This window comes from Candidatus Ozemobacteraceae bacterium (genome assembly GCA_035373905.1).
GTDB lineage: Bacteria > Muiribacteriota > Ozemobacteria > Ozemobacterales > Ozemobacteraceae > MWAR01.
This window is the reverse complement of sequence record DAOSOK010000014.1, coordinates 88,370-109,189: the sequence shown is the minus strand read 5'-3', so window position 1 is coordinate 109,189 and position 20,820 is coordinate 88,370. Positions and strand designations below refer to the sequence as shown.

Below are 20,820 nucleotides of genomic sequence, written 5' to 3'. Positions count from 1 at the left end.
CGCTACTCCTGTTTGAGGAAACGCATCAGCGCGTTTTCGAGTTCCTGCGCCTGGCTTTCGATCGTGGCGTCGATCGTGCCGCTGTTCGTCTCGATCTTCACGCCGCCCGGCTGCAGCGAGCCGTCCTCGACGACGCGCAGATCGCTGACGGTGGAAAGGCGCCGCATCAGCTCGACCTTGTGCGCCTCGGTCATCGTTTTGTCCTTCATGTTGATGCGCAGCACGAGCTTGTCGGCTTCGGCGATCTTGTTGATGGCCGCGTCGAGGTTCGAGAGAATGATCTCGGGCTGCACGACCGGCTCGACCTTGCAGACTTTCCGGGCGAACGCGATCACGAGTCGCACCATCTCCTCTTCGGAAGACTTGAGCATCGCCATGCGGCTCGTCTTCAGCTCGGAGATCAGCATCTCGGTTTCCTGCATCAGGTTCTGCCAGTCGAGACTGATCTCCTCGCGCCCGGCTTTTTCGCCTGCCGATATGCCTTTCTCCTCGCCGAGCGCGTAGCCTTCTTTATAGGCTTTCTGCTTCACCGTCTCGATCTCGACGGCCGCGCTCTTGCGGATCGACTCGGCCTCGGCGCGCGCCGCGGCGAGGTTTGATTCGGATGTTTTCTTCGCCATCTCGAGAATGCGGGCCGATTCCTGCTCGAGCGCCTGGCGGCGGGCAAGTGACTCGCGGTGCAACGCTTCTTCCTCCTGGCGAAGGAGGCTTTCGCGCTGGGTGAGCTGCTGCTCCCAGTCGCGCAGGCGCTGTTCGAGCGCCGCGAGCTCGAGCGACTTGCGGGAAGCGGCCGATTTCGCCGATCCGGCGCGCGCCGCCGCCGCCTCTGCCGACAGGCCTTCGGAGCCTGCCGCCTCGGGGGGAACGGGCGACCTGCCGCCTTGGGCGCCTTCGTGGCTCTCCGGCGGATGCTCTCCCGGCGCCTGCGGAACGATCGGCTTCGCGGTCTTCCCGAGCGACTCGGGGGGAATGGCGTGGAAGGTCGAGTCTTCCTCTTCCTCGTCCATGCCGGGCGGCGGTCCGGGCGGGCGCGGCGGCCACACCGTCGGAACCGCGGTTTTGGTCGACGGGTCGATCCTGACCTGGAACGACTTGAAGATCTTGGCCATCAGAGAACCGTCCGTGACGGCTGGCCCGGCCGCTCGATATACAGCTCACGCTGGTTGATCAGGTCGCGGACGATGCCGAGGATGCGAGCCCGCGCCGCTTCGATCTCGGCGGCCGGCCGGGGGCCGATCGCGGTGATCTCGTCGCGCAGATCCTGGATGAGATGCTGCGACATGTTGGTGCCCAGATTCTGCAGCACGCTGTCGGGCGCCCCCTTCAGCGCGAGGGCGAGGTCGCGCATCGTGATGCGCTTGAGCAGCTTCTGCACGCCGCGCGGATCGACGTGGGCGATGTCCTCGAACACCAGCAGGCGCCGGCGCAGTTCGCTCACGATCTGCGGCAGTTCGGGCTGCAGGTTCTTCATGATGTTCGCGACGGTCGCCGGATCGGTGTGCTGAAGTATATCGGCCAGTATGTCTATGCCCTTCCGGCCCTGGGCCCAGGGGTCCGTGAATCGCTCAGCCAATCAGTTCCTCCTCGCCCGGGCGCGATATGACGATTTCGCCCTTGCCTTCGAGAGTCTTGACGACGCCGACGATGCGCTGTTGCGCCTGGTCGACGTCGCGGATGCGCACCGGCCCCATGTAGGCCATTTCTTCCTTGAGCATTTCGGCGGCGCGCTTCGACATGTTTTTGTAGAACTTCTCCTTCACCTCGTCGGTGACGCCCTTGAGGGCGACCGAGAGATCCTTCGGATCGACTTCCTTCATGAGGCGCTGGATGCCGCGATCGTCGATCAGCACCACGTCCTCGAACACGAACAGGCGCTTCTTGATCTCTTCGGCGAGGCTCGGCTCCTGCACTTCCATGGTCTCGATGATCGTCTTCTCGGTGGCGCGGTCGACCTGGTTGAGCACGTTGACCAGCGAATCGAGGCCGCCCGCGCTCGCGAAGTCCTGGCCGATGAGCGACGACAGCTTTTTCTCGAGGAAGTTCTCGACCTCGCGCGTAATGTCGGGGCTGGTCCGGTCCATCAGGGCGAGCCGCTTCACGATCTCGGTCTGGATGTCGGCCGGCAGCGACTGGAGAATCATCGCCGCCTTTTCCGGCTGGAGATACGACATGATGAGGGCGATCAGCTGCGGGTGTTCGGTCTGGATCAGCGTCGCCAGCTGGGTCGGGTCGGCGCTGCGGGCCGCTTCGAACGGCCGCACCTGAAGCGACGTGCCCATGCGCGAGAGCACCTCGAGCGCCTTGCTCGGGCCGACGGCCTTCTCGAGCAGCTGCTTCGCGTAGTCGAGGCCGCCCTCGGCGTAGAATTCGCGCGCCATCATCAGGTGCTCGAACTCGCCGAGCACCAGCAGTTTCGCTTCGGTCGAGATCTTGCGCTGCTTGGCGATCTCGATCGTCAGCGCCTCGATCTCCGGGTCCGTCAGGGACTGGAACATCTTTCCGCTGGCCTCGGGCCCGAGGAAAATGAGCAGAATCGCGGCTTTCGCTTTTCCCGAAAGCTGCGGCCCGAGTTCGTCGCCGTCGACTTCCCTCGAGCCTGCAAGAAGTTTTTCGAGACCCTTTGCCACGGAGCGTTATTCCTCCTCGAGCCAGATGCGGAGAACCTGCACCGCATCCTCCGGTTTGCTTTCCACGAGCTGCCGCACGCGGTCTTCGAGCTTGGCGCGCACGTTGGCCTCCTGGGCGAGCTTGTCCATCTCGGCCTGGTGGGCCCGTTCCCGCTCGCCGATGAGGGCCTCGATGCGGGCGAGGCCGTCGTCGAGCGTGCCGTCCGCCTTGCGCTTGAACGCCTCGCGGAACAGATACTGCTCTTCGGGCGTCATCTCGTCGAAGTCAGGCGGCATGACGTCCTGTTCGCGCGCATAGGAGTAGGCCTTCTGCCGCAGATCCTGCACCTTGCGCCGCTTTTCCTCGAGCTCCTTGATCTCCGGGAAGAAGTTGTTGATGTCCTGGAAGCGGCGCTCCCACTCCATCTCCTGCTGCTCCCGAATCTTCTGCTTGCGCATCTCTTCGGCTTGCCGCAGCTGTTCCTTCGCCCGGGTCGCTTCCACGAGCGCTTCCTGCTCCTTGACCATCGCCCGTGCCCGCGACATCCGGACGAAAATATACACCATTCCGAGCATGACGGGAATGGCCATCAACAGTCCAATGACAATCATGAACATCGTTCGCTCCTGATGCTGCCGCTCCACCATGTCGCGGCGGGCTTTCTCGGCCATGTCGTTGTTGAACGGATACACCATGAGGGTGAGCAGGTCGCCGCGCTTCTTGTCGAAGCCGACCGAGGCCTGGGCGACGCTCCTGATCTGTTCCTCGAGACTTGGCGGCACCTTCTCCGAGTTGCCGTCGAGAATGATCGAGACCGAGAGGCGCTTGATGGTGCCCTGTTCCTTGACGAACTTTTCCTTCGATCTCGTGTAATCGACGTTCTGGATCGCCGCGTTCCGCTGGTATTTGTTGGCGGTGGTGCCCTCGGTCGAAGGGTAGGCCGGCGCGCCGGGCGGCAGGTTCGAATTCACGCCGGGCTCGCCGTCTTTCGTGAGGTCCTTGCCTTCGTAGGCTTCGTTCTCGATTTTCTGGGAAACAATGACGCCCATCGTCGCGCCTTCGACTGGAGGAATCAGCACTTCCGCGAGCGCTTCCTTCTGGTCGAAGTCCATCGTGGCGGTGACGCGCACGGACGCCTTGCCGCTGCCGAACGCCTCTTCGAGTTGGCTGCGAAGCTTCTTTTCGAGGCGTTTCTCGACTTCGATCGTGTGCTTGAGCTGGGCCGACTTGACCTTGTCGAGGGTCATGTCTTCGTCCTCGTCGAGGAGGCGGGTCAGGTCGTGCGCCTCGGTGTCGGTGATGCGGATATTCTCGGGCTTGAGTCCCTCGACAGCTGAGGACAGCCACTCTCGAATGGCGCGGACCTTGTCTCGGTCGAGGTCCTTGTTCGGCCGGAGCTTGAGGAAGACGGCGGCCGTCGGCTCCTTCTGGTCCTCCTTGAAGACTTCTTTCTTCGGCTTGGTGATGTGGACCTCCGCGCTCTCGACGGCGTCGTAACGCATCAGCGAGCTTTCCAGCTCGTCCTGGAGGCCGCGGACGAAGTTGAGCTCGAACTCGTCCTTCGTCGTGCCGGCGAACATCGACCGGTCGTCGATCAGCTTCGACCAGCCGGCGCGGGCTTGGGGCAGGGTCTTCTCCTGGGCGAGCTGGAGAAGAATGTAGCTCTTGTCGGTGAGCGGGACCTGGATGTCCGAGCTCGTGGCGCCGAGCTTGTACTCGATGTTCAGTTCCTTCAGCTTCGCAACGACCTTGCCGGCGTCCTCGAGTTTCAGCTGTTCTTCAAAGAGCGGCGTGAAGTCCTTCTGTGAACCCCACATCGTGGCCGTTATAATACCGGCGAATACAAGTATGACGATACCGGCCAGCATGATCTGCTGGGCCCGGGGAAGCTTCGCGATGGGCTCCCAGAGTTGCCGCAAGAACTCGGTCATGTTTGCCTTACTCCCTACTCCGTGTTGCCCGCCTTCCGCGGGCGCCCAACGTATCCTGCCTGATGTTTCAGGTCATGGAAGGCCGGGGTTTCAAGCTCGATGATGAAAAGACCGTGTATGCAGAACGAGTGTTCATGCCTCATCAGAACTGCATGCGCATGATTTCCTTGTAGGCTTCAAGCGCCTTGTTGCGGACCTCGAGCGTCAGGTTCATGGCGGTGCGGGCCTTTTCCGCCGCGATCATGACGTCGTGGAGGTTTTCGACGCGGCCCAGGACGGCGTCCTGCGTGAGCTTCTGCGATGCCTTCTCGAGGTCGTCGACCTCGGTGATCGCCGTCTGAAGCTTGTCGGCGAACATCTGCCACTGCTCCTTCGCGTCGATGCGGGACGCGGCGCTGGGTTTGCCTGTTTCGAACGGGGTAATTGATTCGATGCGCATCTCCGTCATCTACCTCATCGTCTTCCGATGCCAAGCGCCGAGTTCACGATGTCCTTCGCCGCGTTGATGCTCGTGACGTTGGCTTCGTAGGCCCGCGTGCATGTGATCATGTCGACCATCTCATGCACAATGTTGATGTTGGGGAACCGGACGTAGCCGTCTTTGTCCGCGTCGGGGTGGTTCGGGTCGTAGACGAGCTTGAAGGGCGACTGGTCGGACATCACGCCCGCGACCCTGACGCCCGTGCCGACCGGCGATTTGCCGCGCTCGGTGGCGGCCGTAAACGGCCACCGGTGCTCGTGGCTGCGCGACTGGAAGATGCACAACTGGCGCCGGAACGGACCGCCGTCCTCGGTGCGCGTCGTGTTCACGTTCGCGATGTTGTTCGAGATCACGTCCATCCGGAGACGCTCCGCGGTCAGGCCGGAAGCGGATGTGTCGATGGCGCCGAAGAGACCCATCAGGCTCTACCTCCTCTCGTGATGATGTCGTTCAGATCCGAGAACATCGCCGCGAGCCGCGTCGATTCGATCTGATACAGCATCGTGTTCTTGGAAAGATCGGCCATCTCGACGTCGATGTCGACGTTGTTCCGGTCGTTGCGCATGACATGCACGCGATCGGTCGCGACGGATGGCGTCACATCCATATAGTTGATGTTATCTATGGGAATATGCCTGTCGTCGGTGCGCTTCCCGGCGAGTTCGGGGCGTCCGTCGAACACTTTCGCCATCTCGTCCTCGAAGCTGACGACCTGGCGTTTGAAGCCGGGCGTGTTCACGTTCGCGATGTTGTTCGAAATGACCTTGTGGCGCAGGGCGGCCGTTCCGAGGCCCTTCGCGAGAAGATTGAGGGTGGAGGTTTCGGTCAGATCGCGGAACATGCGTGATGCCTCCTGTCAGAGAATGAACCGGGCGAGGTCTTGGTCCTTGAGGAACGGACCCAGAACGCGGTCGACCAGCTCGGGAGTGACTTCATACCGGCCCTGCGCGGCCTTGGGGGCGTCGAAGCTGACCTCGTCGAGGAGCCGCTCGATCACCGTGTGCAGGCGACGCGCGCCGATGTTTTCCTGCATCGTGTTCACCATGACGGCGAACGAGGCGATGCGCTCGATGGCTTCGGGCGTGAAGACCAGGTCGACGCCGTCAGCGGCGAGAAGCGCCGCATACTGGCGAGTCAGGGCGTTTGTCGGCTCGGTGAGAATGCGCTCGAAGTCGGCGGCGGTGAGCTTGTCGAGCTCGACCCGAACCGGGAATCGCCCCTGGAGCTCGGGAATCAGGTCGGACGGCTTGGTGACCGTGAACGCGCCGGCCGCAATGAACAGGATGTGGTCGGTGTTCACCGGGCCGTGCTTCGTCATGACCGTCGTGCCCTCGACGAGGGGCAGCAGGTCGCGCTGCACGCCTTCGCGGGAGACGTCGGGGCCGCTCTTGCTGACGTAGGAGGCGGCGATCTTGTCGATCTCGTCGAGGAAGACGACGCCGTGCGATTCCACGAGCTTCACGGCCTCGCGCTGGCTCTCTTCGGAATCGACCAGCCGGGCCGTCTCTTCGTTCGTCAGCTGCTCGCGCGCCTCTCGGACCGTGACACGCCGCCGGCCGCGCCGACCGGGGAGGATGGTCCCGAGCATGGACTGGATTCCCTGAAGGTTGAAGCCCATTTCCTCGACCCCACTGTGGGAAATGACTTCGACGGTCGGTGTCACGTTCTCGGTCACCTCGATTTCGACAGTCTGTTCATCGAGCTGTCCCGCGTCGAGCTTGGCGGCCAGGTGGTCGCGGATCGTGTCGTGGGAATCAGGCTCTATACGGTCCATCGGCATTTCGTGGTGTTTTGTTGAGCCCCGTTCGAACCCGCTCAGCGGGTGCTTTCTCGGCAGAAGCAGGTCGAGCAGCCGCTCGCGCACGCGCGCCTGGACCTGGGGAGCGAGCTCGGCCATGCGGCGCGCCCGGACGATGCGAAGCCCGGTTTCGACGAGGTCGCGGATGATCGAGTCGACGTCGCGGCCGACGTAGCCCACTTCGGTGAACTTTGTGGCCTCGACCTTGAGGAACGGGACGTTCGCGATCTGGGTCAGCCTGCGGGCGATCTCGGTCTTGCCGACGCCGGTGGGGCCGATCATCAGGATATTTTTCGGGCGGATGTCGTCATACAGCGGCCCTTTGACGAGGCTGCGGCGAAAGCGGTTCCGCCAGGCGATCGCGACGGCGCGTTTGGCCTTCTGCTGGCCGACGATATACCGGTCGAGTTCGGCGACGATATCCTGGGGAAGAAGTTCCCGGGCCGGTGCCGTGGATCGGTGCATTGCGTTGTCGGTCATCGCGCGAGTATCTCCACGGTGATTCTGTCGTTCGTATAAATGCACTGTTCCGAAGCGATCTGCATCGCGTGTTTCACGATCTCGGCCGCGCCGAGCGTCGTGTGCCTGAGCAGGGCACGGGCTGCCGCGAGCGCCGCCGGGGCACCGGAGCCGATTGCCGCGACCGGCTCGTCGGGCTCGACGACGTCGCCCTGGCCTGACAGAAGCAGGATCTGTGCCGCGTCCCCGACCAGGAGCATCGCATCGAGCCGGCGCAGGGCACGGTCCGTCCGCCACTCCTTCGCAAGGTCGACCGCGGCTCGCTTGAGGCTGCCGGGAACCGCCTCGAGTTTCGATTCGAACCGTTCGAACAGGGTCAGCGCGTCGGCCGTGTGCCCCGCAAAGCCGCCGAGGGCGCGGTCGCCGGAAAGCCTGCGGAGCTTGCGGGCTCCGTGCTTGACGATCTGGTCGCCGTGCGTGACCTGGCCATCCGCCCCCATGGCGAGGCGGCCGTCGCGGATGACGGCCAGGATGGTGGTCGCCTTGAATCCGTCGGTCCCGATCATGACGTTTCTCCTCCGGAGCGGGGATGGGTGGCTGTGTAAATCTTCTGGAGCCGGTCGCGGCTTAGGTGCGTGTAAATCTGCGTCGTGGAAAGGCTTGCATGGCCGAGCATATCCTGCACGGCGCGGAGGTCGGCGCCGCCGTTCAGCAAATGCGTCGCGAACGAGTGACGAAGATCATGAGGGCTGATGTGACGCGCGAGAGCAATGGCCCGGATATGCTTTTCCAGAATGCGGGCAACGCTGCGCACCCGGAGGGGGGTGCCCTGCAGATTCAGGAAAAGGGCCGGCTCGTTCCGTGCATCAGGCTGTTCGGCATCCCGGCGTCGGAGATACTCGCCGACGGCGTTTATGGCGGCCGGCGTGAGAGGAACGATGCGCTCTTTCGACCCTTTCCCCGTCACCCGCAGGAGCCCGGCCCGACAATCGAGGGACTGCCTCGTGAGCGAAACGACTTCTGATGCCCGAAGTCCGCTTCCGTAGAGAAGTTCGAGAAGAGCCCTGTCCCGAAGCCCCGACAGCGACGAGTCGTTCGAGGTCATCAGCCGTTCGGCTTCCTCCTCGGAAAGAATCCGGGGGAGCGGCCTGCCGCCGCGGGCCGGATCCACCGTGTCCATGGGGTTCTCGCGGATGACTCCTCTGCGGATTGCAAACGCAAAAAGGCCTCTGAGAGCCGATTGTGCACGCCTCACGCTGTTGCCGCACACACCCGCCTGTCGCCGTTGTGCCCAGAACGAGCGGATCTCGGATGCGGTGAGTTTTTCGGCGCGGGCAGGCTCTGCCGGCGGCGCCATGCGACGCATCCAATCGAGGAAGAGGTGAAGATCGGCGGCGTATGCGCGCACCGTGTGCGCTGACATCGACCGCTCCTTTTCACAGTGGGCCAGAAAGCTATCAATCAGGCTCTGCAAGAACGTTTCCGCCTCTTTCGCGAGGGTATGAACCGGGGATGGAAAAGCATAACAAACACGACCGGGGTTCCACAAGGGGCACCGTAAAAATATTTTTCCGTGCATGCGCTAGGGTGGGGGAAAAATACGGGGATATCACAGATGACGCAGATCCAGGACAGATTCAGGACAGATTGAAGAACAAAGCTCCACCGGGGTGAGAAATTGACTCGATGAACCAGGAGATTTATACTGAAGAGAAGATTTGCAGCGATCATACGCCGTTACGCAAAGCGAGGACATCCGGAAGCGAATGCAGCAGATATCATTGCAGGATGGCAGGATCGTCGAGTTCAAGTCGGCCACCCCGGCGGATGCCGAAGGAATCATCCAACTATATCATAAAGTATACAAAGGCAAGTATACGCTGCGGGAAGTCCAGGAACCCGAACTGATCGCGAAGAAGGCCGACGATCCGAACTATTTCTGGACGATCGCCACATGCGAGGGGCGGATCATCGGCTCAGTCATCTTCGCGATCGACCCCGTCAACAAGTTCGGCAAGTGTTATGCCGCCGTCGTTCTCGGCGAGTTCCGCGGCCAGGACGTCATGCGGTTCATGGTCCAGCAGGGCATCGCGAGGCTGACCGTCCGCACCCGCACCTGCGACGTGATCTACGCGACGACCCGAACGGTCAGCGTGGCCCCGCAGGTCGTCCTCGAACATCTCGATTTCAATCCGATGGGCATTTTCCCGAACGTCAGGAAGGTCGAGTCGTTCGAGACGCATGGTCTCGAGGTCTTCTTCCGGAAAAACTCGCTCGCCCTTCGCCGTCCTTACCCGAAGCTGATTCCCGAGGTCGTCGAGTTCTACCGTATCGCGATGGACGTGCTCGGAATCACTGAAGAGCCCGAAATCATCGAACTTGACAAAGCCGATCCGCGGCGCATGGGCGACCAGATCCGGTTTTGCGTCGAGCGCGACGAGAAGCGTATCCTCCAGCTTTTCGACCTCTACCAGGACCACGACATGATGGACAAGGTCTTTTTCCCGTTCATCACGCCGAACCTGCTGTTCGTCTCCGAAGACAAGCACGCCGAAATCTTCGTCGATTTCAACGAGACCGACGGGAACGGCACGATCGTGGCGTACCGCATCCGGAACGAGGATCGGCGCCGCGTCATCATGTGGTTCTGCGAAGCGGCGGCTCAGTTCGGCATGCGATACATCGAGATGCTCGTCAGCGCGTTCAACCCCGAGTATCAGCGCAACGCGATCGACGCCAAGTTTCTGCCCTGCGCGTATTTCCCTGCGATGCGCATGGCCGATGACGGCTGCCGTGAGGATTACATCGTCTTTTCGCGATCGTTCGAGAGTCTCGACTTTATGGACCTCCACCTGGTCGATACGAATCGGCGATTTCTCGACGCGTTCATGAAATGCTGGTATGAAATGCTGGTGCGCTGCCAGCCCGATTTCGACGAGGAGTGGCGACTTGGCTGAGAAACCACCGTTTGAGGCCTGTGGCAGGCTGTTCGATCTTTCCGATGCGTTTGCCCACTGTCGTGCAACCGATGCGCTGTTCGTCGATGCCATGCGTGAAACGCTCGCCTGGCACCGAGCGAGATGCCCCGAATTCGCCGGATTTCTCCAGGCGAAAGGACTGACGGAAGACGCGTCGCCCGTTCCAGAGGATATTCCGCCGTTGCTTGTGACGATCTTCAAGGAACACCGGCTGATCTCGATTCCCGATTCGAAAATAAAGATCGAGCTGACCTCCTCGGGAACCGGCGGCCAGCGCAGCGCGATCGTGCTCGACAAACGCTCCTACGACCGGATTCTGCGCGTCGTCGATGCCATCTTCGGTTCGCTCGGCCTCGTGAACAGGGAAGAAACCGCGGATTATCTCTGCTTCACCTACGACCCGCGCATCGCAAAGAACGTGGGAACGGCGTTTTCCGACAAGATCCTGACCGGTCTCACGCGGCGCGGATCGGTGTTCTACGCGATCCGCTGGAGCGAGGCGACCGGAGCGTTCGAGTTCGATCTCGGCATGACGGTGCGTCGACTTCTGACGTTCGCCGGACGCGGCCGGCCGGTTCGCATTCTCGGGTTTCCCGCCTACCTCTGGCAGGTCTGCGACGAACTCGAATCGCGCGGCAAGCGGCTGACGCTCGGCGAGCGCGCGTTCGTCATCACCGGCGGCGGCTGGAAGATTCACAAAGACCGCGAAGTGACGAAAGACCTGTTCAAAAAACGCGTGTCGGCGATTCTCGGAATGCCCGAGCGGAACATTCGCGACAGTTTCGGCATGGTCGAGCACGGCATTCCTTACGTCGACTGCGAGTGCGGCCGCCTGCATGTCCCGGTGTTCGCCCGGGCGCAGGTCGTCGATCCGGAAACGCTGAAGCCGCTTCCCGACGGAGAGCCTGGCCTGCTGCATCTGATGACGCCGTATCTTTCGAGCTATCCCTCGATCTCGCTTCTGACGACGGACCGGGCTCGCCTGGCCGGCGGCTGCCCCTGCGGCCGCTCCGGAAAAACGCTGGAAATCCTCGGCCGCGCGGGCGTGGCGAAACACAAGGGATGCGCCATCTCCGCACTCGATCTTCTGAAACAGTGAGTCGATGAATATGATATCTACGACTATATTTGGTGCCGAGGTTGCCGACGCTTCACTGAACGGGGAGAAGATCCCTTCGTTGATCGCCGCCGGACGGGAACGCGCCTCGGCTGCAGCTTCGGTCCCGATCCACGAGGTCATCGAGGTTCTCGACCGTGTGGCAGCCGTCTGGGCGGACCCGGAACACCCGCTTCGCAAGACCGCTCAGAGGGAACTTCCCGGCCTGATCGGCTTCAGCCCCGAGATGGTCGAAAAAGGACTCGACGTCGTCGCCGAACTGTGCCGGCACGATGCGACCGAGGCTCGCTTGTTCGGTGAGATCGGCGAACTGGCCGTCATGGATGGCTGGGTTGCCCGGAACGACCTCGGATACGATCTTCGGGCCATCCCCCGCGGCGTCGTGGTCCATCTCGCCGCCGGAAACGTCTTCGTGGGCGCTGTCGACAGCCTGCTGGCGGGCATTCTCACGAAGAACGCGAACATCCTGAAGATGTCGCACGTCGATCCCGTGTTCCCGCGCCTGTTCATGCAAAGCCTGCGCGAAAGCGATCCAGACGGCCTCGTCTGGCCGAACCAGGCAATCGTATCCTGGAAAGGCGGAGACGAAACGGTCGAAGGATCGCTTCTGTCGGCCGATCTGACGGTCGTCTTCTGGGGCGGTCGCGATGCGCTTGCCTCGGTGCGCAAGCGCATCGGCAGCGGAACGAGACTGATCGAAAACGGGCCCCGCTACTCGTTTGCCGTCGCCGACGCCGAAACGCTTGAAGCCGGTCTGCCGGACGAGGTCGTGCGCGGCCTCGCGCTCGATCTCTGCGCCTGGGATCAGCAGGCCTGCTCGTCGCCTCACCTGGTCTATACCATCGGAGACTCGCCAAAGTCGGTATTCGTCCTGATGGAGCGGCTGAGCGCCGAATTGCAACGGGTTTCGAAAGAACTGCCGATCGGGCCGATCGGTTTCGACGAGAAGGTCGAGATCCGCAAGGTGCGCGAGCTGGCCCTGATGGCCGAAGTGAAAGGGCGGGCGAAGCTGATCTGCCCAGATGCGTTCGACTGGACGCTCGTCTATGAGGAGGACCCCGCGTTCAAGGTGTCCTGCCTGAACCGGACGCTGTTCTTCAAACTCGTACCGTCGGTCGACCGCCTGATGGAGGAAATCCGCCCGATCGGCGCGTATCTCCAGACCGTCGGCCTCGCGGTCGGCCCGGCCTGCCGGGAGACACTCGAGGAACGACTGCCGGCCGCCGGCGCCAAGCGCATCACCGAGTTCGGCGGCATGAGCGAGGGAAAGGCGGGCGCCCCGCACGAAGGTGCGTTCCTGCTTTCCCAACTCGTCGAATGGATCGACCGGGAACACCGGAACGAGCCGGGGCGCATCATCAGCAACCTTCTCGATGCCCTGCGCCGATCTCCCTTTTACGGGCCCCTCGTCACCGCGGCGGAAAAAAAGCATCGGTCGCCGGCGGAACGCCTCCGTGCGCTTCCTCTGCTGGATCGCGACACGTTCTACCGCCACTCGCCGCCCCTCTCGAACGACATCCTGACCGGGCCGATGGCCGACGCCTACGTCTACGCGTCCGGCGGAACGACCGGCCAGCCGAAATTCGCGCTGTATTCCAACGAGGAATATAAAATAGCAACTGATGTATTGGGATTTATCTATTCCACCGCGGGGCTCGAGCCCGAAGACGTCGTCGGGAATATCTTTCTCGCCGGCAACCTCTGGACCAGCTTCAACGTCGCTGGTCGGGCGCTCGAGAACATCGGTTGCCTGAACATGCCGATCGGGGGCGCGACCAGTTTCGACATGATGATCAAGTTTCTGCAGGCGTTCAACGCCAACGCGCTCGTCGGCCTGCCGTCCGTGATCATCAAGCTGGCCGAGGAGGTCGAGCGGAGCGGTTCGAACGTGCGGATCAGGAAAATTCTCTACGGCGGTGAACATCTGCGGGCGCCGACGGTAGAGTTCCTGCGTCGCACGCTCGGGTGCGAGTTCGTTCGTTCCGCGGGGTATGCCTGCGTAGACACCGGCCCGATCGGCTACCAGTGCATGCATCTCGGGGGCTCCCTGCACCATGTACTGGAGGGATACCAGTTCGTCGAGATCGTCAATCCGGAAACCGGCGCCGTGCGAAGCGACGGCGAGCCGGGCGAGATCGTCTCGACCAACCTGACTCGTCTGCTGATGCCGGTTGTGCGATACAAGACGGGCGACCTCGGACGCTGGGTCGAGATGGACGAGTGCGCCTGCGGCTTCTCCGGCAGGACCTTCGAACTGCTGGGGCGATGCGACGATCTGCTCGTGATCGGCGGTATCAACCTGCTTCCCGGCGACGTTGCCGCCGGCCTAGCGACCCTTGCGGTGAGCCAGAACTTCCAGATCGTCGCCCGTACGAGGAACAGCCGCGATTTGCTGGTGCTTCGCCTGGAAGCCGGGCGGCCGCTTCCCGACGCTCAGGTTCTCGATGGCCTCGGGCATGGCTCCTACAAGCTTGCCAAGGCCATCAAAGACGGCTGGCTGAACGTCGAGATCGAGTGGTTGCCGCCGGGCGGACTGCCTCGAAGCATCCGCACCGGCAAAATCAAAACCGTCATCGACGAGCGACAGGGATGACGTACCTTCATGATCGAACGTACACACCGGATCGTTGTTCTCACCGGGGCCGGCATCTCGAAAGAATCGGGCCTCGACACCTTCCGCGACGCCGGCGGCGTCTGGGAACGGTACCGGATCGAAGACGTGGCGACGCCCGAAGGGTATCTGCGCAACCCCGTCAAGGTTCACCGGTTCTACAACGAGCAGCGCATGCAGTTGAGTTCCGTGCAGCCGAACGCCGCCCATCATGCGCTTGCCAGACTCGAGCGGGAGTTGGGCGACCGGTTGCTCGTCGTGACGCAGAACATCGACGACCTGCACGAGCGAGCCGGTTCGACCCGACTGATCCACATGCACGGAGAACTTCTCAAGGTGCGGTGCGAGCGGTGCGGGCGCATATGGAAAGAGACCGGCGAGATCTCGCCAGAGACGGCCTGTCCGCACTGCGCCGGAAAGGGCGGGGTGCGGCCGCACATTGTCTGGTTCGGCGAAACTCCGCTTCGCTTGGATGAGATATTTGATGCTATAGATCGTTGCGACCTGTTCGCGGCGATCGGCACGTCGGGAAACGTCTACCCGGCGGCCGGCTTTGTCGAACGCGCCCGTTCGAACGGCGGCACGCGCACGATCGAGCTGAACCTCGAGCCGTCGGTCGGCGCTTCGCGGTTCGCCGACGCGACGTACGGCCCCGCGACCGAGGTCGTGCCGGCGTGGGTCGACAAACTTCTGAGAACGGGAGCTGACTGACATGAAACTCGGGTATCCCACGCATCCGAGGCGTGATATCGTCGAAGAAATAGAATGGATCGCGTCGGCCGGCTTCGATTTCGTCGACCTCTTTTTGGAACCGGACAAGGGCACAGCCGAGCGCGTCGACGCGGCCACCGTGCGTTCGGCCCTGGATGCACACGGGCTCGGGTGTGTCGGTCATCTTGCCTGGTATCTGCCGATCGGCTCGGCCATGCGCGAAATGCGGAGGGCCGCCATCGACACCGCCAGGACCTACCTCGAGGTGTTCGGCCGGATCGGCATGCCCTGGGTGACGATCCATGCGAGTTGGCCGACATCGATGTTCACGGCCGAGGAAGGACTCGCCTGGCAGAGCGAGTCGCTGCACGAGGTCGAGGCGGCGGCACGGGAGTTCGGCGTGGGATTGATGTACGAGCCGGTCGGCTCTCCCCACGAAACGCGCGAAAATCTCGAAAAACTCATGAACGATCATCCCGACCTCGGGTTCCATCTCGACGTCGGCCATTTCAACCTGAACCGGCGCAACCCCCTCGAATTCGCCCAGGCCTTTGCGAACCGCCTCGTCCATGTGCATCTTCACGACAACGACGGAAGCAAGGACCAGCACCTGCCTCCCGGAACCGGCCGCATCGACTGGGATACCTTCGTTCCCGGTCTGAAAAAAGTCTACGACGGAACCATCACACTCGAAATTTTCGTTCAGGAACGCGCCTACATCACGCTGGCTCGCGAACTTTTCCTGAAACGCTGGCAGTCCGCCTGAGTCATCGCAGACCCGGAGGGAAAATATCCCCGGTGTTGTCCTGTTTTTCCCTGAAACGATGATCCCTCTCGCTCGCCCTACCCTGGCGAAGGGGGCGAGAACCCCTCGTTATTCGGCAGGCTCAGAACGGGCGGGATGGCGTGCGAGACCGATCATTGGCTAATGCAGGCAGGAATCAAGAACGGGGGTTCACTGATTCCCTTTCCCGGGGTACGCCCCGGGAAGGCTTCTCGTACGAAACTTGCTAGATACAATGGGGAAGGCAGAGGTGAGGAGGCATGGAAACCCGGAACAGAATCCACGTTCTGGATGAACAGGAACTGAATTCCCAGGAAAACCGGAAGACAGTCGATCCTGTGTACATGCCCATTCCCGAAGACGTCTCGTTCGAATATCTCGAATCGCTCGTCGCCCTGCTCGACCAGCTTTCGGACGAGCTCCTGGCCTCCCGCATGCTCAACTTCCGGGCCCGCATCAGGGCCGCGCTCAGACGCATCGCCAGCTTCATCGGCGTCGATTCCGCCTTTCTCTGGCTCATGGATGAGCATCTGACCGAGTTTCACGACGTTCTCGTGAGTTCGCAGGACGTCGGCGCCTTTCCCGAATGGAACCACCTGCCGGCGCTTCAGAAGCATCCCGCGCTGCTCGAGCGGCTCGAGCGAAACTCGGAAGCTGTGGCGGCCGTCCTCGAAGGGCCGCCGAAAGTGCTTCGCGGCTACCTCCTGTGGCCCCTCCGGCTCGACGGCCGGATGAGGGCCGTGCTCGGCTTTTCCGAACGCAACGCCCTCAAACGCTGGACCGTCTGGGAGCGCCAGCTTCTCGAAATCGGGGGCACGGTGTTCCGCCAGGAGATCGTCAGGCAGCGCAACGAGCAGATTCGCCGACGCAGCGAACTCAGATACCGCCTGCTGGCGAGCCATTATCCGAACGGCATGGTGCTGTTGTTCGACCGTGAAACGCGGTTCCTCGTCGCAGAGGGCGAGGCGGGCGCGCGTTGGGGCCTGACTCCCGAGCGCCTCGAGGGAAGAACCGTGAAAGAGGTCTTCCCCGGCGACGTCGCGGAAGCCATCGAAGGGTTCTGCAGGCGCACCCTGGCGGGCGAAACGGTCGTCGAGGAAATGTCATACGCCGGGGAGGTGATCGAGATGCGGCTCGTGCCGGTCCGAACCGGCAACTCCGCCGTCATGGCCGGCATGCTCGTCGCGCAGATCATCACCGAGCGCAAAGAGGCCGAGGTCTCTCTCCGCCAGGCACGCGAGGCGCTCGAGAAGGCCCGGGCCCAGGAGGCCGCCATCGCCGCCGAGATCCAGCAGAACCTGCTGTTCGGCAGACTTCCTGTCTGTCCGCCTTCAATCGCCATGGACGTCGTCTCCATCCCCTCGATGGAGGTTGACGGGGATTTTTACGACTTTTTCCCGATCCGTGAACATGTCTACGATCTCGTCATAGGCGACGTCATGGGAAAGGGAACCCCCGCCGCGCTGATCGGCGCCGCCGCGCGCATCGCATTCCTGCGCTCGCTTTCGAGACTTCTGGCTTGGGAGGGACGGCGTCTGCCTGAGCCCGAGGCCCTGTTAGGCATGGTGCATGGGGAACTGGCGGCCCGGCTCGCGAATCTCTACGCGTTCGTCACCCTCGTGTTCGCGCGATTGAACATGCACCAGAAAACTCTTCAGATCGTGAACTGCGGCCATCCTCCCGTCCTTGTGTACAGACAGGCGGAAAGCCGGTTCTTTACGATCGACTCCACTCGCCCCCCGCTGGGCATCGGCGATGTTCTCGATTATTCCTGCACCACCGTCCCGATGCGGAGGGGCGACATCATCGTTTTTCTGTCGGACGGCGTGACCGAGGCCCGGAACCTGGATGGAGAGATGTTCGGCCTCGAACGGATCAAGGACGCGGTCCGCCTGGGCGCCCTGCTGTCGGCAAGTGAACTCGTCGCCGCAATTCGCGACGCGGTTCAGCGTTTCGTCGGAACGCGCGGTCTGGAAGACGATTTCACCTGTCTGGTCGTCCGCCTCGAACCTTGAGCGTCCGCGGGAACGGTTGTTTTCCGACGTGGCGGGGGGGCGCCTCCGCGGCCAGAATCATCAGCCGTTTTTCATCGTGCGTCAGGGCTTTCAGCGCCAGTTCGCGGCGAAGGGCGTCGCCCCGTCCGCCGCACGGCTCGGTGAACGCGAGCCATACCGGCCGGCGCGAGCGGGTGTAGCGGGCCCCGGTGCCCTCGTTATGCTGGCGCACGCGCCGGTCGACGTCGGTGGTGACGCCCGTGTAGATGCTGCCGTCCCGGCAGACAAGCATGTACACGTGCCAGGCCGCTTCAGACGTTTCCGTTTTCAAGTTTGAAATAGACGAGCGGTTCCTTCACGTTCTTGACCGGCGCCGAGTTCGGGCCGCTGAAACTCCAGGGGCAGATACCGCTCCCTTCGATTTGCTCTTTCACTGAGGGTGTCAGCAGAATCTCGCCATGCTTCGCAAGACCCTGTAGGCGGGCGGTGTTGTTCATGCCGCTGCTGAACGCCGTCATGTCCTGGTTCGGCCCGATCAGGCCAACGTCGGCCGAACAGTAATTGATGCCGATCGCGACGCCGAAATCCTCGTAGAACGGCGACCGCTGGATGTCGGCGTTCTCGGGTGAGGCGAGGAACTCGTCGGTGAATGTCCTGATCGTGATTGCCGCCTGGACGACGTTTCTTGCAACCACAGCGGCCGGGGTGTCGTAGAACGGCGGCCCGAACAGGATGATGACGCAATCGCCGACGATCTTGTCGAGAGCGCCGTTGAGGGGAAACACCCTCTCGACGACGGCCTTCGACCAGGTGTCGATGAATCGTGCGATGCGCTGCGGATCCTTGAGTACCTGCTCGCTCATTTTCGTGAAACCGCTGATGTCGGCGAACAGAATGCCGATATCTGCCTTGCGCGGTGACAGATATCGTTCCTTGTAATCCTCGATCCGGAGGAGGCGGCGCGTGACTTCAGGCGAAAAGAACTGTCGGAGCACATTCTTTTCTCGGTTGAAATCAACCAGACGCTGGCGAAGCGTCTCGGCGAAGACCTGCACGATCTCCCGGCTGGTGACGGAGAGGCCGCAGCCCACCGGCGGCCTGATGATCATTTTCCCGACGAGGGTCTCGACGACGAGACCGTCGAGAAGCACCGTTTCGCTGGTTCCGGCAGCCGGGAAGACCGCCGCGATGTCTCTGTTGCCGGGAACGACGACGTCGATGCCTGCCCTGATCAGCTTCTCGAGCTCGGGCATCGGGTTGTCGGAAGAGTCGAAAATTTTATTGTAATTGCGATATATCGCATACTGGACGATCTTCCGGCCGTCGAGATCCTCGTCGATATACAGCAGAACGAGGTCTTCGATCGGGACCATGTCGCTGAGGATGCTGACGGCCATGTCGATTGCGTCGTTCAGCCGCCGTGACTTCATGCAACGCTGAATCTCCATGATCGTCATGTGCTTGTACCGGCTTTCCTGGATGCCGAAAAAATAGTTGTCAAGCTCTTCCGCTGCGGCCTCGAGCCACTCGAACACCTCTTCGTCGGCGTGACCGTGCCCTGCTGGAAACGCGAACCCGAACGTGCCGATCTTTTCGCCGGCCATGTCGAGGGGCATCACGAACCAGTCGTTGTCGTCGCGCCGCAGCGTCGTTCTCGATCCGACGCTCAGAAGATCCGAAAACGAGTTCTCGAGTTCTTCCGGGGAGATTCCGTGCGAATAGATCGTGTAGATCAATTCCTCGTTCTGGGTCTGAAGAAACATCGCCGCCGGCTTCAGGACCGCGTCGAGGTAGGCATAGACCTGGTTCATCGTCGTTTCGAGGTTCTTCTTCTCCCGCAGGCACGTTTCGATGATGGCGTCGATCTCGCCCGAAAGTTTCACCCGGAGCCTGAGCCGGCGAAGCTCCGTTTCCATGTCGGATTGAACGGCGGTCTGAAGCGATTGAGACATCGATGAACCTCTCTCTTCCTGGAGTATCACCACCTTACCCGAATCCGTCGCGTTTCTCAAGTTCCCGCGGGGCAACCCCGGTGATGCCCCGCCGCGCCCGTGGTGTGCAATAAATCAATGATTATATATGATCGTCTCCGTCGACAAGGATGAAGGTTCCGTCCGCATGAGCGGATTTCCGCACACGAGCAGACATGCGCCTGACCGCGGCGGCCCCCGCAAAAGCCGAGTGAAAGCCGGTTTCTGCTGGTTCGCTGGTGTGCGGCATGAAAGATGCGCCCTTCCGACGCAGGGAGGGGCTTATGCACGCATACGATGTGTCGGAGAATGGTTCGCACCGCCTTGTCCGCCAGGGTCTTTCCGCTCCGCTTCATGTCGACGACGGCGAGTTGCTGGACGTGCTGTGGCAGATCGACATGACCGTCGAATCGGGTGTGCCCCTGCGAAGGGCCCTGGAAATCGCCGTGCTGCATCTCGAGGATGGCGCCAGGAAAGGGCTGGTCACACGGCTGTCTAAATATATATCTTTCGGTATTCCACTTTCGATCGCGCTCGACAGGAGTCTTCGCGGCTGTCCGAGGCTCGTCTATGCCGCCGTCTTCATCGGTGAGACGACGGGCCGCCTCGATCTCGCGGTTGCCCTCCTGCTTCGCATGTATCGGCTCCAGCAGGCCTGGCGCTCGTCGTTCGACAGCTGGATCTTCACCTCCCCGCGGCTTTTCGCTGCCTTCTGGTGCATCCTGTTCCTGCTGGCCTGGCACGGTTCGCAGGCACAATCCTATCCGTGGCAGGAACCGCCTGAAACGACGGTCATCCCGAAATTTCTGGAAAGCATCACCGGCTGGCTCTGCGAGCCGCTGTTCTATCCGCTCGCCGGTCTTCTCGTCGCCTGGTATGCCGTCTGGCTGAACCGCGGCGGTGTCGGCTTCATCAGGCTCGGCCGGGAAGCTCTCCGCCGGCTTCCGTGGATCGGCGGCATGCTGCAAAACCGCCTCGCGGCACGATGCCTGCGCCTCCTCGCCTTCATCCTCGAAACCGGGAAGCCGCCCCTCGCGGCCGTGGCGGTCATCGCCGAGTTCGCGGACAGATCGGACGTGCAGCACGTGTTCCGTTCCTCCCGCGAGATCCTGAGGAACGGCGGCTCGCTTTCGCAGGCGTTCGCGGTCAGCGGACTGCTCCCGGAGCGTGCTATCGGAGCCATCGCCGCCGCGGAGGACCTCGGAACGCTTCCGGAAACGGTCGCCTGGCTTGCCGGGACCTACGAGGCGCAGGTCGGGTTCGAGAGCGAGACGGCCGGCACGCTTTTCACCGTCGGCATCGTGGTGGTGCAGATCGGGCTTCTCATCGCGGCGATCAATGCCGGATTCAGCCCCTTCATCCAGTTGTTGGGCATCTGA

Annotated in this window: 19 protein-coding genes; 7 read left to right on the top strand and 12 right to left on the bottom strand. The window is 62.2% G+C overall.

The features are described from left to right. Positions 1-2 precede the first annotated feature (2 nt). From PLU72_08825 to PLU72_08780, 10 genes are all read right to left on the bottom strand, one after another. Positions 3-1,109 carry a FliH/SctL family protein gene (locus PLU72_08825; protein ID HOT28283.1) on the bottom strand — a complete coding sequence of 369 codons (1,107 nt, stop codon included), beginning with the start codon at positions 1,107-1,109 and terminating at the stop codon, positions 3-5. Further along, a complete protein-coding gene (locus PLU72_08820; GenBank protein ID HOT28282.1) occupies positions 1,109-1,573 on the bottom strand; it encodes a FliG C-terminal domain-containing protein in 465 nt (154 codons plus the stop codon). The genes PLU72_08825 and PLU72_08820 overlap by 1 nt, the downstream gene beginning before the upstream one ends. Then, positions 1,566-2,627: a flagellar motor switch protein FliG gene (gene fliG, locus PLU72_08815; GenBank protein HOT28281.1), complete on the bottom strand. Its 1,062-nt coding sequence runs from the start codon at positions 2,625-2,627 to the stop codon at positions 1,566-1,568. The genes PLU72_08820 and fliG overlap by 8 nt, the downstream gene beginning before the upstream one ends. A 6-nt stretch (positions 2,628-2,633) precedes the next feature. After that, positions 2,634-4,538, bottom strand: a complete 1,905-nt coding sequence (gene fliF / locus PLU72_08810) for a flagellar basal-body MS-ring/collar protein FliF (protein HOT28280.1) — start codon at positions 4,536-4,538, stop codon at positions 2,634-2,636. A 142-nt stretch (positions 4,539-4,680) separates the two neighbouring features. Then, on the bottom strand, positions 4,681-4,977 hold the full coding sequence (gene fliE, locus PLU72_08805; GenBank protein HOT28279.1) for a flagellar hook-basal body complex protein FliE: 297 nt from the start codon (positions 4,975-4,977) through the stop codon (positions 4,681-4,683). 14 nt (positions 4,978-4,991) lie between these two features. Further along, positions 4,992-5,438 (bottom strand): flagellar basal body rod protein FlgC, encoded by a 447-nt coding sequence (gene flgC / locus PLU72_08800; GenBank protein HOT28278.1) that lies wholly within the window; start codon positions 5,436-5,438, stop codon positions 4,992-4,994. After that, a complete protein-coding gene (flgB, locus tag PLU72_08795) occupies positions 5,438-5,860 on the bottom strand; it encodes a flagellar basal body rod protein FlgB (protein HOT28277.1) in 423 nt (140 codons plus the stop codon). The genes flgC and flgB overlap by 1 nt, the downstream gene beginning before the upstream one ends. 15 nt (positions 5,861-5,875) lie before the next feature. After that, the gene (gene hslU / locus PLU72_08790; GenBank protein HOT28276.1) at positions 5,876-7,297 is read right to left on the bottom strand and encodes an ATP-dependent protease ATPase subunit HslU; all 1,422 of its coding nucleotides are present in this window, start codon (positions 7,295-7,297) and stop codon (positions 5,876-5,878) included. After that, on the bottom strand, positions 7,294-7,842 hold the full coding sequence (hslV, locus tag PLU72_08785) for an ATP-dependent protease subunit HslV (GenBank protein HOT28275.1): 549 nt from the start codon (positions 7,840-7,842) through the stop codon (positions 7,294-7,296). The genes hslU and hslV overlap by 4 nt, the downstream gene beginning before the upstream one ends. Next, positions 7,839-8,855 carry a tyrosine recombinase gene (locus PLU72_08780; protein HOT28274.1) on the bottom strand — a complete coding sequence of 339 codons (1,017 nt, stop codon included), beginning with the start codon at positions 8,853-8,855 and terminating at the stop codon, positions 7,839-7,841. The genes hslV and PLU72_08780 overlap by 4 nt, the downstream gene beginning before the upstream one ends. 187 nt (positions 8,856-9,042) lie before the next feature. Here PLU72_08780 and PLU72_08775 point away from each other — a divergent pair, with 187 nt between their 5' ends. The 6 genes from PLU72_08775 (at position 9,043) to PLU72_08750 (ending at position 17,492) form a co-directional block, all read left to right on the top strand. Next, a complete protein-coding gene (locus PLU72_08775) occupies positions 9,043-10,233 on the top strand; it encodes a hypothetical protein (GenBank protein ID HOT28273.1) in 1,191 nt (396 codons plus the stop codon). Continuing rightward, entirely contained in the window at positions 10,226-11,353 is a 1,128-nt protein-coding gene (locus tag PLU72_08770) for an acyl-protein synthetase (GenBank protein HOT28272.1), read from the top strand. Before PLU72_08775 ends, PLU72_08770 begins: the two co-directional genes overlap by 8 nt. 10 nt (positions 11,354-11,363) lie before the next feature. Continuing rightward, positions 11,364-13,964, top strand: coding sequence for an acyl-CoA reductase (locus PLU72_08765; protein ID HOT28271.1), 2,601 nt, complete (start codon positions 11,364-11,366; stop codon positions 13,962-13,964). A gap of 9 nt (positions 13,965-13,973) precedes the next feature. Beyond that, positions 13,974-14,693: an NAD-dependent protein deacylase gene (cobB, locus tag PLU72_08760; protein HOT28270.1), complete on the top strand. Its 720-nt coding sequence runs from the start codon at positions 13,974-13,976 to the stop codon at positions 14,691-14,693. A gap of 1 nt (position 14,694) precedes the next feature. Further along, a complete protein-coding gene (locus tag PLU72_08755) occupies positions 14,695-15,459 on the top strand; it encodes a sugar phosphate isomerase/epimerase (GenBank protein HOT28269.1) in 765 nt (254 codons plus the stop codon). Between the two features lie 278 nt (positions 15,460-15,737). After that, a complete protein-coding gene (locus tag PLU72_08750; GenBank protein ID HOT28268.1) occupies positions 15,738-17,492 on the top strand; it encodes a SpoIIE family protein phosphatase in 1,755 nt (584 codons plus the stop codon). Here the strand turns inward: PLU72_08750 and PLU72_08745 are convergent. After that, on the bottom strand, positions 17,461-17,763 hold the full coding sequence (locus PLU72_08745; GenBank protein HOT28267.1) for a GIY-YIG nuclease family protein: 303 nt from the start codon (positions 17,761-17,763) through the stop codon (positions 17,461-17,463). The genes PLU72_08750 and PLU72_08745 overlap by 32 nt on opposite strands. 19 nt (positions 17,764-17,782) lie before the next feature. Beyond that, the gene (locus PLU72_08740) at positions 17,783-19,423 is read right to left on the bottom strand and encodes an adenylate/guanylate cyclase domain-containing protein (GenBank protein ID HOT28266.1); all 1,641 of its coding nucleotides are present in this window, start codon (positions 19,421-19,423) and stop codon (positions 17,783-17,785) included. A gap of 302 nt (positions 19,424-19,725) precedes the next feature. Between PLU72_08740 and PLU72_08735 the strand changes: the two genes are divergently transcribed. Continuing rightward, on the top strand, positions 19,726-20,820 hold the full coding sequence (locus PLU72_08735; protein ID HOT28265.1) for a type II secretion system F family protein: 1,095 nt from the start codon (positions 19,726-19,728) through the stop codon (positions 20,818-20,820).

Coding starts and splice junctions, on each gene's coding strand:
- PLU72_08825 (HOT28283.1), bottom strand. CDS start 1,109: ATGGCCAAGATCTTCAAGTCGTTCCAGGTCAGGATCGACCCGTCGACC.
- fliF (HOT28280.1), bottom strand. CDS start 4,538: ATGACCGAGTTCTTGCGGCAACTCTGGGAGCCCATCGCGAAGCTTCCC.
- fliE (HOT28279.1), bottom strand. CDS start 4,977: ATGCGCATCGAATCAATTACCCCGTTCGAAACAGGCAAACCCAGCGCC.
- flgC (HOT28278.1), bottom strand. CDS start 5,438: ATGGGTCTCTTCGGCGCCATCGACACATCCGCTTCCGGCCTGACCGCG.
- flgB (HOT28277.1), bottom strand. CDS start 5,860: ATGTTCCGCGATCTGACCGAAACCTCCACCCTCAATCTTCTCGCGAAG.
- hslU (HOT28276.1), bottom strand. CDS start 7,297: ATGACCGACAACGCAATGCACCGATCCACGGCACCGGCCCGGGAACTT.
- hslV (HOT28275.1), bottom strand. CDS start 7,842: ATGATCGGGACCGACGGATTCAAGGCGACCACCATCCTGGCCGTCATC.
- PLU72_08780 (HOT28274.1), bottom strand. CDS start 8,855: ATGCACGGAAAAATATTTTTACGGTGCCCCTTGTGGAACCCCGGTCGT.
- PLU72_08775 (HOT28273.1), top strand. CDS start 9,043: ATGCAGCAGATATCATTGCAGGATGGCAGGATCGTCGAGTTCAAGTCG.
- PLU72_08765 (HOT28271.1), top strand. CDS start 11,364: ATGATATCTACGACTATATTTGGTGCCGAGGTTGCCGACGCTTCACTG.
- cobB (HOT28270.1), top strand. CDS start 13,974: ATGATCGAACGTACACACCGGATCGTTGTTCTCACCGGGGCCGGCATC.
- PLU72_08755 (HOT28269.1), top strand. CDS start 14,695: ATGAAACTCGGGTATCCCACGCATCCGAGGCGTGATATCGTCGAAGAA.
- PLU72_08750 (HOT28268.1), top strand. CDS start 15,738: ATGGAAACCCGGAACAGAATCCACGTTCTGGATGAACAGGAACTGAAT.
- PLU72_08745 (HOT28267.1), bottom strand. CDS start 17,763: ATGCTTGTCTGCCGGGACGGCAGCATCTACACGGGCGTCACCACCGAC.
- PLU72_08740 (HOT28266.1), bottom strand. CDS start 19,423: ATGTCTCAATCGCTTCAGACCGCCGTTCAATCCGACATGGAAACGGAG.
- PLU72_08735 (HOT28265.1), top strand. CDS start 19,726: ATGCACGCATACGATGTGTCGGAGAATGGTTCGCACCGCCTTGTCCGC.